Source organism: Undibacterium sp. Ji49W (assembly GCF_049340205.1).
In the GTDB taxonomy this organism is placed as follows: Bacteria; Pseudomonadota; Gammaproteobacteria; order Burkholderiales; family Burkholderiaceae_D; genus Undibacterium.
The window spans coordinates 15142-28505 of the sequence record NZ_JBMPOW010000015.1 but is presented as its reverse complement, the minus strand read 5'-3'; the positions used below and the strand labels follow the sequence as shown (position 1 = coordinate 28505).

General features: G+C 50.3%; 11 protein-coding genes. 7 read left to right on the top strand and 4 right to left on the bottom strand.

The features are described from left to right. Positions 1 to 147: 147 nt before the first annotated feature. On the bottom strand, positions 148 to 921 hold the full coding sequence (locus tag ACO0LK_RS18230) for an exodeoxyribonuclease III (RefSeq protein ID WP_422977503.1): 774 nt from the start codon (positions 919 to 921) through the stop codon (positions 148 to 150). 141 nt (positions 922 to 1062) lie between these two features. Between ACO0LK_RS18230 and ACO0LK_RS18225 the strand changes: the two genes are divergently transcribed. From ACO0LK_RS18225 to ACO0LK_RS18195, 7 genes are all read left to right on the top strand, one after another. Beyond that, entirely contained in the window at positions 1063 to 1446 is a 384-nt protein-coding gene (locus ACO0LK_RS18225) for a hypothetical protein (protein WP_422977501.1), read from the top strand. A 12-nt stretch (positions 1447 to 1458) separates the two neighbouring features. Beyond that, positions 1459 to 4470, top strand: a complete 3012-nt coding sequence (locus ACO0LK_RS18220; protein ID WP_422977499.1) for a glycosyltransferase — start codon at positions 1459 to 1461, stop codon at positions 4468 to 4470. 71 nt (positions 4471 to 4541) lie between these two features. After that, positions 4542 to 5210 (top strand): orotate phosphoribosyltransferase, encoded by a 669-nt coding sequence (gene pyrE / locus ACO0LK_RS18215; protein ID WP_422977497.1) that lies wholly within the window; start codon positions 4542 to 4544, stop codon positions 5208 to 5210. 253 nt (positions 5211 to 5463) lie between these two features. Beyond that, positions 5464 to 6501: a GDP-mannose 4,6-dehydratase gene (gene gmd, locus ACO0LK_RS18210; RefSeq protein WP_422977495.1), complete on the top strand. Its 1038-nt coding sequence runs from the start codon at positions 5464 to 5466 to the stop codon at positions 6499 to 6501. 8 nt (positions 6502 to 6509) lie between these two features. Beyond that, positions 6510 to 7406: a GDP-mannose 4,6-dehydratase gene (locus ACO0LK_RS18205; protein ID WP_422977771.1), complete on the top strand. Its 897-nt coding sequence runs from the start codon at positions 6510 to 6512 to the stop codon at positions 7404 to 7406. Next, positions 7403 to 8593 (top strand): glycosyltransferase family 4 protein, encoded by a 1191-nt coding sequence (locus ACO0LK_RS18200; RefSeq protein ID WP_422977493.1) that lies wholly within the window; start codon positions 7403 to 7405, stop codon positions 8591 to 8593. The genes ACO0LK_RS18205 and ACO0LK_RS18200 overlap by 4 nt, the downstream gene beginning before the upstream one ends. A gap of 12 nt (positions 8594 to 8605) precedes the next feature. Then, entirely contained in the window at positions 8606 to 9730 is a 1125-nt protein-coding gene (locus ACO0LK_RS18195; RefSeq protein ID WP_422977491.1) for a glycosyltransferase family 4 protein, read from the top strand. Between the two features lie 34 nt (positions 9731 to 9764). On the opposite strand, the gene ACO0LK_RS18190 is transcribed toward ACO0LK_RS18195, so the two are convergent. Genes ACO0LK_RS18190 through ACO0LK_RS18180 form a run of 3 tightly spaced genes read right to left on the bottom strand, consistent with a single transcriptional unit; the run spans position 9765 to position 13278 of the window. Next, on the bottom strand, positions 9765 to 11009 hold the full coding sequence (locus ACO0LK_RS18190) for an ABC transporter ATP-binding protein (protein WP_422977489.1): 1245 nt from the start codon (positions 11007 to 11009) through the stop codon (positions 9765 to 9767). Beyond that, a complete protein-coding gene (locus ACO0LK_RS18185) occupies positions 11006 to 11800 on the bottom strand; it encodes an ABC transporter permease (protein ID WP_422977487.1) in 795 nt (264 codons plus the stop codon). The genes ACO0LK_RS18190 and ACO0LK_RS18185 overlap by 4 nt, the downstream gene beginning before the upstream one ends. A 23-nt stretch (positions 11801 to 11823) precedes the next feature. After that, positions 11824 to 13278 (bottom strand): mannose-1-phosphate guanylyltransferase/mannose-6-phosphate isomerase, encoded by a 1455-nt coding sequence (locus tag ACO0LK_RS18180; RefSeq protein ID WP_422977485.1) that lies wholly within the window; start codon positions 13276 to 13278, stop codon positions 11824 to 11826. Positions 13279 to 13364 lie beyond the last annotated feature (86 nt).

The following is a 13364-nucleotide window of genomic DNA, read 5'->3' as shown; positions in this document are numbered from 1 at the left end:
TCTTTTTGGAAATATATTTAATATTGAGGGTGCTCACTGCAAGCGCAAAGTAAGTTCATGCTTTGCGCCAGGCTAAGAGGCAGAGGTAGGTGAGGCAGTGACTGAATTTGCTTGACCCGTTCAGGTCACTGATGCTCGTGGGCAGTTTTATTTATATTCAATAATCAAAGGTGCATGATCCGAGAAACGCTGCTCTTTATAAATCGATGCAGAATGCGCTTTTTTACCTATGCCGCTGGTGGCGACGTGGTAATCGATACGCCAACCCACATTGTTTGCCCAGGCCTGGCCCCTATTGCTCCACCAGGTGTAGGCATCACCAGTGGTTTCGGGATGCAGGTGGCGATACACGTCCAGCCAGCCTTGCTCATCAAACAGACGTGTCATCCAGGCACGCTCCTCTGGCAGGAAGCCAGAATTCTTTTGATTGCTCTTCCAGTTCTTTAAGTCGATTTCCTTGTGGGCGATATTCCAGTCACCACAGATGATGATTTCCCTGCCTTCGGCGATCAATGCCTGTAGGTGAGGGAAGAATGCATCCATAAAGCGGAATTTTGCCTCTTGCCTCTCAGGTGACGAAGAGCCGGACGGGCAATACACGGAAATAACAGATAAATTACCAAAATCACAACGAACATAACGTCCTTCGTCGTCGAATTCCTGACAACCGAAACCGATCATGACTGCATCCGGCTGTTTTTTGCTGTAGACGCCTACGCCTGAATAGCCTTTTTTCTCCGCATAGTGAAAATGGCCATGATAAGCATGCGGGTTCAAAAAATCGGGCGTCATGTCTGCTTCCTGGGCTTTCAGCTCTTGCACGCAGACGACATCCGGCTTTTCTTTGTCCATCCATTCAAAAAAACCTTTTTTGGCGGCTGAACGGATGCCATTCAGATTGGCAGAGATGATTTTGGTCATGATTTTTTGAGGAAAGAGTCAAAATTTGGCTTATCAGCATATCAGATATGCGCCAGCTTGATTAACTTACACAAGGTCAGGCAAGCGCCTTGGTTTATACTTGCGTTCTTTTTATCGGCCAAATTATTTTCCAGATACATCATGAATGAAAAGCAATTGCGTGCAGAGCTTGATGCAGTATATGCCAGTACGTCCTGGAAAATAACTGCTCCGCTGAGATACATAACAAGAAAAATAATATCCGTAAAAAACGCAAAATTCAGTCTGCGAGGCTTGATCAGGCGAACGATTCGTTACCTGGCGTCGATCCCGGGCATTAAAAATATGGCATTGAAAGTGCTTCAATATTTTCCCGCCATTGAACGCAGGATCAGAAAAGGCCTTCAGCCCAGGAGTGCGCCACTGGTTGTTTCAGCCAGCACGCCAACGCAAACCGTTGTCAAGAGTTTGAATGATTCACGTCTTTCAACAAAAGCACAGATCATATTCAACAAGCTGCAAACGGACATCATTCGTCAGGAATAAACAGGTTATCAGATGCGTATTCTCATTGATTTACAGGCATGCCAGTCGACGGGTAGTCGTCATCGTGGTATCGGCAGATATTCATTGGCTTTGGCGCAGGCAATGGCAAATAATGCAGGAAACCATGAGGTGCACCTGCTGTTAAATAGCCTTTTTGCGGATAGCCTGGAGCCGGTAAGGCAAGCTTTTGATCAATTGATTCCGCATCAGCATATTCATTATTGGAAAAGCCCCGGCCCGGTCAGCGAATTGGATCATCGCAATCGTTGGCGTACCCGTGCCGGTGAACTTGTGCGTGAACAGGCGCTGGCCGAGTGGCGTCCGGATATTGTTCATGTCAGTAGCCTGTTTGAAGGCCTTACTGACGACGCATTGACCAGTGTTGGACAAAACGCAGAGTATCTGCCAACGGCAGTGACCTTGTATGATTTGATTCCCTTGATTAACGCCAAACCGTATCTTGAAAATGAGCAGGTGAAGGCATGGTATCTGAGAAAAATCCAGGCACTCAAGCGTGCGGATCTTTTATTGGCCATTTCTTCGTCGTCAAGACGAGAGGGCCTGGAATGTTTGCATCTGCCGCCTGAGCGCATAGTAAATATTTCATCGGCGGTTGATAACAGGTTTTACTTGCAAGACCCGGCGCCCGGGATTTTGCAGGAAATTAAATCCCGGTTCGGTCTGAAACGCCCATTTGTGATGTACACCGGCGGCATCGACTTGCGCAAAAATGTAGAGGCTCTGATACGGTCTTTTGCCAAAATCCCGGTCGAAGTCCGGCAGCAATATCAGTTGGCCATCGTATGCAGCGTACAAGATGCAGACAGGGTGCGCTTGCAAAAGCTGGCTACCCAGTCTGGCCTGGCAAGTGACGATGTGATTCTCACTGGTTATGTCGCTGATGAGGATTTGCCGCTGCTATATCATGCGTGCAAATTATTTGTCTTTCCTTCCTGGCATGAGGGATTTGGCTTGCCCGCACTGGAAGCCATGTCCTGTGGTGCACCGGTCATTGCGTCCAATACCAGCAGCTTGCCCGAAGTGATAGGGCGCGCCGATGCCTTGTTCGATCCATACGACGAGCAAGCTATCAGCGAGAAGATACATGCGACCCTGATCAACGAAAACTTCCTTCAAAGTTTGCGTGAACATGGTATCGAACAAGCCAGGAAATTTTCCTGGGATGCATCGGCGAAAACAGCCATCGCTGCATTTGAGGCACAACATGCGTATCAGCAAAGCAGGAAGGCAGTTTTTGTCAGTCAGTTGCAAGATCAAATAAAGCCGCGCCTTGCGTATTTCTCGCCGCTTCCACCAGAGCGTTCAGGTATTGCTGACTTTAGCGCAGAACTTTTACCGGAACTTGCGGTTTACTACGATATTGAATTGATCGTCGACCAAAAAGACATCGGCGATCCGTGGCTCGCAGCCAATTTTCCTGTCCGTTCATGGCAATGGTTTGAGCAGCATGCCGATCGCTACCAGAGAGTAATGTATAACCTTGGCAACTCCACCTACCATACGTACATGCTGGATATGCTGGCCCGTCATCCGGGTATTGTGGTATTGCATGATTTCTTCTTGAGTGGTTTGTTGGCGCATCTCGACATGACAGGTGAACGCCCTCACATCTGGTCCCAGGCTTTATATGAGTCGCATGGGTTACAGGCCTTGCTGGAAGCAAGAGATACCGAGGATCTGAATCAGATTATCTGGAAGTATCCCTGTAATTACCAGATGCTGGATGCTGCTCAGGGCCTGATTGTGCATTCCGATTTTTCCATGAAGCTGGCACGACAATGGTATGGCGACAAAGCCACCGAAAACTGGACGCGTATTCCTCATATGCGCAAGTTGCCTTACCGGTCGGAAAGACAAACAGCACGAAACAGCCTGAGCCTGACTGAGGATGATTTCCTGATCTGCTCTTTTGGCTTGATGGGCCCCACAAAACTGAATCATGTCCTGCTGGACGCCTGGTTGAAATCTCCCTTGGCACAGGACCGGCGGTGCCATCTGGTCTTTGTAGGAAAAAATGACGGTGGCAAATATGGCTTGCAATTACTACAGGATATCAAACAGCATGGCCTGTCTGACCGCATAACAATTACTGGTTTTGCTGATCCGGAATTATTCCAGACCTATTTGCATGCCGCAGATGCCGGCGTGCAGTTGCGCGGTCTTTCTCGCGGCGAATCGTCTTATACCGTGCTGGATTGCATGGCTTACGGCATTCCCACGATAGTCAATAGTAACGGGGCCATGGCAGAGTTGCCTGATCATGCGTTAATAAAGCTGGAAGAAAATTTTGACGTCAGCACCTTGTCAGAGAAGATGACGGAACTCCGGTATTCTTCTGATCTCCGGCAAGATCTTGGGGCGCGGGCGGTTCAGTATATGCACCAGCATCATGTGCCCAACAAGGTTGGTCGGCAGTACTTTGAGTTTGTGGAACTTGCTTATCACAATGAACCGGCCAGCCGTTTTGAAAGAACCTTGGGCAGCATTGCCAAGCTGGATGGCCCTGCTTCAGAATCAGACTTGATGACGCTCGCACGCGACCTGGTATCCAATCAGTCCAAAGCTGCTTGTTCCCGTGCTTTTTTTGATCTGGGCGCTCTGCAAGCAGCCTTGCCTGATCAGCTAGTGAAGCTTATCCTTGCTCGATTGATAGTAAATACGCCACAATTCTGGCGTCTTGAATTTGTTCAACTCGATAATTCATTGCTGCGCTATGCCAATGCATTGGCATGCCAAATTCTGGAATTATCGCCCTTGCTTTGTCCGGATGAGGCAATTGATTTGCGTCATGGCGACGTATTTGTCGATCTGGCAACTGCATCTGAAAAGGGTACGGATACCAAAGAGAAAACTGGTAAACAACTCGCACAATGGATGCAAGAGAATGGGGTGCCGTTAAGGGAGCTCTGTCCTGATTTTTCAGAAATGAAGAATCTTGTTGCCGGAACCAGGCAGGTTGACGAACTGATAAGTTCGTGGTGGCAGAAAATTCAGCAACAATAAGCAATTTGTAGCGTGCTATGCTTTGACAGGCACAGTGCGACATTATTTACTATTCGTTATCAGGGCAAATTATGGCAGGCAGTTTGAGGCAGGAATTCATTCATTTCGCAGTAGGTGCTGGTGTACTCAAATTTGGCAGTTTTGTGACCAAAGCCGGGCGTACTTCCCCCTATTTTTTTAACGCCGGTTTGTTCAATGACGGCGCCAATCTGGGGCGCATCGCTGATTTTTATGCGCAGACCTTGCTGGATTCCGGCCTGGAATTTGACATGCTGTTTGGCCCGGCTTACAAGGGCATTACCCTGGCTTCGGCAACCGCAGTCGCGCTGGCCCGCAAAGGCAGAAATGTGCCATTTGCCTATAACCGCAAGGAAGCCAAAGACCATGGTGAGGGCGGTAACATTGTCGGTGCGAGGCTCGAAGGCAAAGTCGTCATTATTGATGACGTCATTTCTGCCGGTACCTCAGTGCGTGAATCGGTAGAAATTATTCGTCAGGCTGGTGCTACCCCGTGTGCTGTGCTGATTGCGCTTGATCGTATGGAGCGTTCCGGCAAAGATGAAGCCCTGTCAGCACATTCTGCTGCTCAGGAAGTCAGCCAGGCCTATGGCATGCCGGTCGCCGCGATCGCGAATTTAAATGATTTATTTGATTATTTATCGACAGTTAGTGCTGACGAGCAACTATCTGACTATAAGGATGCTGTCGAAAATTATCGAAAACGCTATGGCTCAGTCTGAACTGACAAGCTTGGCACCAGTTACAAGAAAGTTTTCAATGATAAACACATGCATGTTTTTGTGAAAATGGCAATAAAATAACATTGCTTACAAGCGCTTGCATTAAATTTCCGCAGTGCGGCGAACACTCATTGTATACTGGGCAACTGTGGGTAAATTGTGACCGCTGTCACAGATGGTTTAATACGGGCGGTCCATTATCTGGTTAGAAAAAGAATTTTGAATGTTCGCAACTGCGAAGAGGTTTTTTGTAATGAGTAAAAAAGCGTTAATCACTGGTATTACTGGTCAGGATGGAGCCTATCTGGCGCAATTGCTGCTGGAAAAGGGCTACACCGTTTATGGTACATACCGGCGCACCAGTTCGGTCAATTTCTGGCGCATAGAAGAATTGGGTATTTCCACCCATCCGTCATTGCATCTGGTCGAATATGATCTGACAGATTTGTCGGCCAGCATACGTTTGTTGCAAACCACCGGGGTTACCGAAGTATATAACCTGGCAGCGCAAAGTTTTGTCGGTGTGTCTTTTGAACAGCCGCTGACAACAACAGAAATTACCGGTATTGGCGCTCTGAATTTGCTGGAAGCGATCCGTATAGTAAATACCGAGATCCGCTTTTATCAGGCATCGACATCCGAGATGTTTGGCAAGGTACAGGCGGTACCGCAAGTGGAATCTACCCCATTTTATCCGCGCAGCCCTTATGGCGTCGCCAAGTTGTATGCGCACTGGATGTCGATCAATTATCGCGAATCGTATGGCATTTTTGCCTGTAGCGGTATTTTGTTCAATCACGAATCACCATTGCGTGGACGTGAATTTGTGACGCGCAAAATTACTGACTCCGTTGCCAAGATTAAACTTGGCAAATTGGATGTACTGGAACTGGGCAATATGGATGCCAAGCGTGACTGGGGTTTTGCCAAGGAATATGTAGAAGGCATGTGGCGCATGTTGCAGGCTGACAAGCCGGACACCTTTGTGCTGGCAACCAATCGCACCGAAACCGTACGTGATTTCGTGACCATGGCTTTCAAGGCCGCAGATATCCAGTTGAACTGGGCAGGTGAAGGCGAAAATGAAACCGCCAGCTGTGCCCGGACCGGCAAGGTGCTGGTGCGCGTCAATCCAAAATTCTATCGCCCAGCCGAAGTGGAATTGTTGATCGGCGACCCGGCCAAAGCCAGACAGGTATTGGGTTGGGAACCAAAAACGACACTGGAAGAATTGTGCCAGATGATGGTGGAGGCTGATGTACGTCGTAACCAGAATGGCGCGTCGTTCTGATGAACGCGATGCCGCGCGCCCTGATTACAGGCATTAAAGGTTTTACCGGGCGGTATCTCGCACAGGAGTTGCAGGCAGCAGGTTATCGCGTATTTGGCACTACGCATGGTGCCGAAACGCAAGGGGAAGATAATTTCCCTGTTGATCTGAATGACAAGCAACGCTTGCGTGAGGTGATTGAAGAAATACAGCCCGATGTCGTGGCGCATCTTGCTGCGATTTCTTTTGTAGCACATGGAAATGTCGAAGAAATTTATCGCGTCAACGTAGTTGGCACGCGTAATCTGCTGGAGGCACTTGCTGGTCTTAGCAAGAAACCGCGTGCCGTGCTTGTGGCCAGCAGTGCGAATATTTATGGTAATAGCCATGTTGAAGTCCTGGCCGAAACCGAGCCCGCCCTGCCTGCCAATGATTATGCCATCAGCAAACTGGCAGTAGAGCATGTGGCCCGTCTGTGGATGGACAAGCTGCCCATTATTCTAACCCGGCCATTCAATTATACCGGCGTAGGACAAACCGAGAATTTCCTGCTGCCGAAAATTATCAGTCATTATCGTCGGCAGGCCACGGATATCGAATTGGGTAATCTGGATGTCGCCAGAGATTTTTCTGATGTGCGTACAGTAGCTAAAGCCTATGCCCGTTTGCTGGAACTGGCACCGGCTGGCGAAACTTTTAACATCTGTTCTGGTACCGCGTATAGCTTGCGGTCAGTGTTGCAGATGGCAAGTGAACTGGCTGGTTATGAAATCAAGGTTCATGTCAATCCGCTGTTTGTGCGTCCGAACGAAGTGCATAAACTGATGGGTGATACAAACCGCTTGCGTCAGTGTATTGGAGAGTTGCCAGTCATTCCTTTGCGTGACACGCTGGCCTGGATGCTGCAACATAAGGACGTGGCATGAATATCGTGCTGTCAATTGAAGCGATCAATCCGCCCCTGGCTGGCATTGGACGCTATGCCTGGGAGTTGGCAACGCGTTTGCCAGTGCAGGCGAATATTGATTCAGTACGATACTTATCCGATGGATTCTGGCGCGCCTTGCCAAATTATGATCTCTCCGGTGCCAGTGATCACACTGCCTTGAGTGTGAAGGCGTTTGCGCCTCTTCGTCTTGGCTACAAGGCAAAGATACGGCAACAGCTTGGCCGCATGCGTTTTTTTTCAGAATGGTATGGAAAGCTGATGCCGGTCCTGGCCGGGCAGCGATTGAACCGTTTATCAAACACCATTTTCCATAGTCCTAATTATTTTGTTCCCAAGTGCGATTTGCCCAGCCTTGTGACTTTGCACGACCTGTCCATTTATCGTTTCCCGCAATGGCATCCCAAGACCAGAATCGCACGTGCAAGGGCTTCAATTCCAGAATCGGTGGACCGCGCCAGCCTGGTGTTGACAGATTCGCTGGCGACACGGCTGGAGGTCATTGAACAGTTCAGCCTTGCGCCAGAGCGGGTAGTGGCCATTCCCTTGGGCGTGGACGAACAGTTTCATCCCTATACCGCTGAAGAAACGGCACCGATCCTGCAACAGATAGGCTTGCGGCCAAACGGCTATAGTTTTTTTGTCTCGACCATAGAGCCGCGTAAGAACCTGACTAATTTACTGGCTGCTTACCGCGCACTGCCAATGGATGTCCGTCAACGCTGGCCTTTGGTGCTGGCAGGTGGGCAAGGCTGGCAGAGTAGCGAAATACATGACGATATTGCCAGCGCCCAGCGGGAAGGCTGGTTGAAGTATTTGGGTTTTATTGATCAGCATTGGCTACCGGTTTTATACGCAGGTTGTCGCCTGTTTACTTACCCGTCATGGTATGAAGGATTTGGTTTGCCAATTGCCGAAGCCATGGCCAGTGGCGTACCGGTGCTGACTTCTAATTGTTCATCCATGCCGGAAGTGGCTGGCGGTGCAGCCATGCTGGTTGAGCCTGGAGATGTTGATGCAATCCGTGACAGGCTACAGCAGGCACTTGAAGATGAGGAGTGGCGTGCAACAGCCATCGCACGTGGCAGGCAAAGGGCAGCAGAGTTGACTTGGGACGCCTGTGTACGCAACACGGTCGCAGCTTATCAACTGGTTCAATCCAGATAAGGGCGGCGCACAGTGAAAGTTCTGCACTTCTACCGTACCTACTACCCCGACACTTTTGGCGGCGTGGAGCAAGTCATACGCCAGATGGCGGTAGGGACGACGCGACTTGGTGTCGAAAACGAAGTGCTGACACTGACACGTGAACCAGGCAATCCCCTGATCGAATTTGAAGGGCATAAGGTACATAGAGCGCATCTGAATTTTGAAATCGCTTCTACCGGCTTCTCATGGTCTGCTCTGTCCCGTTTTGTTGAGCTGGCTGCTCAGGCGGATGTGGTGCATTATCATTTTCCCTGGCCCTTCATGGACATTGCCCATTTTCTCGGGCGTATCAAAAAACCCAGTGTTGTGACCTACCACTCGGATATCGTCCGCCAAAAATATCTGCTGAAACTGTACGCGCCACTCAAGCATCAATTCTTGCGTGATGTCGACCGCATCGTTGCCACTTCCCCCAATTACCTTGCCACCAGCCCGACACTGGAGTTGTACAAGGATAAAACAGAAGTCATTACCTATGGACTGGACAAGGATATCTATCCAGTTCCTTCACCTGACTTGTTAGCCCACTGGCGTCAAAAAGTAGGTGAAAAATTCTTCCTGTTTGTGGGAATGCTGCGCTATTACAAGGGTTTGCATATTTTGCTGGAAGCGGCGGCGGGCACCGGCATTCCCATTGTCATCGTTGGTGACGGGCCAGAAGAAATTGAACTGAAGCGTCAGGCCGAAAGCCTGAATCTGAAAAATGTACATTTCCTGGGCGCGTTGCCAGAACCGGACAAGGTCGCCTTGCTGACATTGTGCTATGCCCTGGCTTTTCCATCCCACCTGCGTTCAGAAGCATTTGGTATTTCTCTGCTGGAAGGGGCAATGTTCGGCAAGCCTATGATTTCCAGCGAAATCGGCACCGGCACGACCTATATCAACGTGGCAGGCCAGACCGGGTTGGTGGTGCCGCCCAGTGATCCAGCGGCATTTCGTCAGGCCATGGAATACTTGCTCGATCACCCGCAGGAAGCGGCGCAAATGGGACGATGTGCCCAACAGCGCTATGCCGAGTTGTTTACTGCCGACAAAATGGCGAGCAATTATGCTCGCCTTTATCAACAGGTGATTGACCAGCATCGCCACCGATAAAAATAGCTTGGATGCTAGCAGTTGATAAGCGATCTCAGACCGCTTCTTGCTTATTGATCTGGAATTCACCGCGCAGCCAGGTACTGCCTATGAATTGCGTATGCTCAACATTGATAACATCAAACACCAGCAGATTATCTGACCATTCATAGTTTTCATCCAGATGGGTTTCTGCCTTGGTCAGTGCCGTGGTGACTGAGTAAGACCCTGGCCCCAAAGTACATTCAAATGGCAGCACGAATTCTACGGTATCTCCGGCCAGCAAGCCCTGTTGTACCTGGCCGGTATGCCAGGTATTAGTACCCCAGATAACACTACCCTGTTTGTCGCGCAGCATCAGCCCGAGAACCAGTTCAGGGATATCTTTACGCAGCTGGACTTCCGCCACCAGTTTCACATTTTGGCCGACCTGTGCTGCGGCCAGAACCTGATCGCTAGCCTGGTCACGCAAACTCAATTTGGTCACTGACGCCTGGCCTGTGCCTGAACGGGTTTGCAGCCAACCTTGTTCATTGCGCTGTTGTTCAATTTCCAGTTTTTCATTTTCCTTGCGTGCAATCATGGCATTGTAGAAATCCACGACTTCATCTGGTGCACCCTGTTTGATGACGCAGCCTTTGTCGATCAGGATGACGTGATCACATAAGCTGCGCACGTCGCTCATGCCATGCGTGACCAGGATGATGGAGGTACCCTGTTCCTTGAACTGGCGTATGCGGTCAAAACTGCGGTGCTGGAAATAACTGTCGCCTACTGACAGTATCTCATCGACGATCAGGACATCCGGGCGTACCGCAGTGGCTACCGCAAAAGCCAGACGTGCCTGCATACCGCTCGAATAGACGCGCAGGGGCTGGTCAAAGAAAGCGCCGATTTCAGCAAAGCTTTCTATGCCTGGCATCAGTTGATCCAGTTGCTCGCCACTAAGACCCATGAGGCCGCCTGCCATATACGCATTTTGCCGGCCCGAAAATTCAGGGTTGAAGCCCAGACCCAGTTCCAGCATGGCGCTGATGCGCCCGCTGACGGCGATATGACCTGTGGTAGGCCGTACGGTTCCGGTGATCATCTTCAGCAGTGTGCTCTTACCTGCACCATTCTGACCAATGATGGCTACTGCCTGTCCAGCGGGTACATTGAAGCTGATATCGCTATTGGCCCAGTATTCATAGACCGGCTGGACCGGCATTCCGGCCCAGTGCATCAGGCGCGAGAGCAGGCCACCGAATTTTGCATAGCGTTTACCTACGCCGTTGACACTCAATACAATTTGACTCATAGCGCATCCACCAGATCTGCGCTGGCACGCCGGAAAATCCAGAAAGAAAATATAAATAAACCTGTAGACAGCAGGAAAGGTGTAAGCAGATCAGCCAGGGCGGGGTGCGTGCCATACAGCATCGCATTCTGGTAAATCTTGACCAGTGGTGTCATGGGGTTCAGATTCAACATGGCTGCATAACGTTTTGGCAGAGTGTCGCTCAAATAGACCACAGGCGTGAACCAGAACCATAGTTGCAGGATGATACCCATCACCTGTCCGACATCGCGCGAGAATACATTCAGCAGTCCCAGCAAGATTCCCAGGCCAAATGCAAACATGACGATCAGCAGCATGCCAATAGGCAAGGCTAACCAGGCCAGGGTAGGCATATGGCCAAAGAACAGAAATACCACAGCAATCGCTGCCAGCAACAAGAGGTGATTCAGCAAGGCGCTGCCACCAACGATCAGTGGCAGGCAGAGGCGGGGAAACGCGATCTTTTTCAGCGTATTGGAATAATCGATAAAGACCGTGGTGCAACGTGTGATGATTTCCGAAAACAGGCCCCAGGCCGACATGCCTGCCATCAGATAAATGGCGTAGGCAGACTTGTTGTCGATGTTGGGCATCTTGGCTGCCAGCACCTCGGATAACACGATGGCGAAGATCGTTGCCTGTGCCAGTGGATTAAGTATCATCCACATGGCCCCCAGTTTGCTGCGTGCAAACCGACCTGAAAATTCAGCCTTGATGGACGACAGAATAAAGTGGCGGTAATGCCACAGTGAGATAAGTACAGCTTTCAAAGCGTTTTTTTCCTTAGCGGGAATTAACCCGCGACACGACCATAAATATCATCAAAACGGACGATGTCGTCTTCGCCAAGATAGGCACCAGATTGCACTTCAATCAATTCCAGATCAGTGTCGCCCGGGTTTTCCAGGCGGTGTTTGACGCCCAGAGGGATATATGTAGACTGATTGGCCACCAGCGTCATGACATCCTCACCACGCGTTACCAGAGCAGTGCCGCTGACCACGATCCAGTGTTCGGCACGGTGATTGTGCATTTGCATGGACAGACGCCCTCCCGGTTTCACCACGATGCGTTTTACCTGGAAGTGTTCACCGCTGTCTACTGAGTCATAGTGACCCCAGGGGCGATAGACTTTGCGGTGATTGTCAGTTTGTGTGTAGTTTTCTTCTTTCAGTCTTGTCACCACACGCTTGATATTCTGGGTATTGGCCTTGTTGGTGACCAGTACTGCATCCGGTGTTTCTATCACGATCACATCTTCCAGACCCAGGCAGGCTACCAGACGGCTGTCCGAGATCACCAGGCAATTGCGCGAATCTTCAAGCAAGACATCTCCATGCACGGTATTGCCGTTGCCATCTTTGTCAGACACTTGCCATACAGCATCCCACGCACCTACATCCGACCATCCGGCATCAAATGGCACGACGTAGCCGGGGATATTCAGACTCTTGTCGCTGCCGAGTTTTTCCATGACCGCATAGTCGATGGAGTCGGCAGGGCAGGACAGGAAGGCTTCTTTGTCCACACGGACGAAATCGCAATCCAGACTGGCCTTCTGCATGGATGCCTGACAGGCATCATACATGGCAGGGTTGAAGTGCTGTATGGCTTTCAGCCAGGTGCTGGCGCGCATCATGAAGATGCCGCTGTTCCATAAATGACGCCCGCCTTCCAGGTATTGCTGGGCGACTTCGAGCACAGGTTTTTCGACAAAGGCCTGCAACGCGCGAACCTGTGTATCTGCCATCAGGTCGCCAGTCTGGATATAACCGTAACCAGTCTCTGGACGGTCAGGAACTATCCCGAACGTCACCATGGCACCATCCAGCGCTTGCTGCAAGCCGTTTTGTATCGCCTGATGAAAGCCAGGTTTGTCATTGATGACATGGTCTGCGGGCATGACCAGCAATACGGCGTCGCTATCGCTGGCAACGGCAGAAAAAGCAGCCAGTGTCAGTGCTGGTGCTGTGTTACGACCTGCCGGTTCCAGTAACAGTGTGCAGTCGTTAAAGCCAGCGACCCGCAGTTGTTCTGCTGTGATAAAGCGGTATTCCTCGTTGCAGACCACGATCATTCTTTGGGCAACACCTATGCTGCCACCAAAGTCGCGTACTCGCGTTGCGGTGGCTTGCAACATGGTTTCTTCGCCTATCAGGGCGAGCAATTGTTTTGGGTGCTTTTCACGAGATAGCGGCCATAACCGGGTTCCGGAACCCCCGGAGAGAATGACAGGCTGTAATAACATGTTAACTTTCTTGTGTTCTTTGCCGTTTGGCAGATAATTATAAAATATAAATCTTTTGCAATAGGTAGCGCGCGCCTGTCGTCCAG

Bases quoted from the DNA above. Each gene is read 5' to 3' on its own strand.
- ACO0LK_RS18225 (WP_422977501.1), top strand. From the start codon at position 1,063: ATGAATGAAAAGCAATTGCGTGCAGAGCTTGATGCAGTATATGCCAGT.
- gmd (WP_422977495.1), top strand. From the start codon at position 5,464: ATGAGTAAAAAAGCGTTAATCACTGGTATTACTGGTCAGGATGGAGCC.
- ACO0LK_RS18200 (WP_422977493.1), top strand. From the start codon at position 7,403: ATGAATATCGTGCTGTCAATTGAAGCGATCAATCCGCCCCTGGCTGGC.
- ACO0LK_RS18205 (WP_422977771.1), top strand. From the start codon at position 6,510: ATGCCGCGCGCCCTGATTACAGGCATTAAAGGTTTTACCGGGCGGTAT.
- ACO0LK_RS18230 (WP_422977503.1), bottom strand. From the start codon at position 921: ATGACCAAAATCATCTCTGCCAATCTGAATGGCATCCGTTCAGCCGCC.
- pyrE (WP_422977497.1), top strand. From the start codon at position 4,542: ATGGCAGGCAGTTTGAGGCAGGAATTCATTCATTTCGCAGTAGGTGCT.
- ACO0LK_RS18190 (WP_422977489.1), bottom strand. From the start codon at position 11,009: ATGAGTCAAATTGTATTGAGTGTCAACGGCGTAGGTAAACGCTATGCA.
- ACO0LK_RS18220 (WP_422977499.1), top strand. From the start codon at position 1,459: ATGCGTATTCTCATTGATTTACAGGCATGCCAGTCGACGGGTAGTCGT.
- ACO0LK_RS18180 (WP_422977485.1), bottom strand. From the start codon at position 13,278: ATGTTATTACAGCCTGTCATTCTCTCCGGGGGTTCCGGAACCCGGTTA.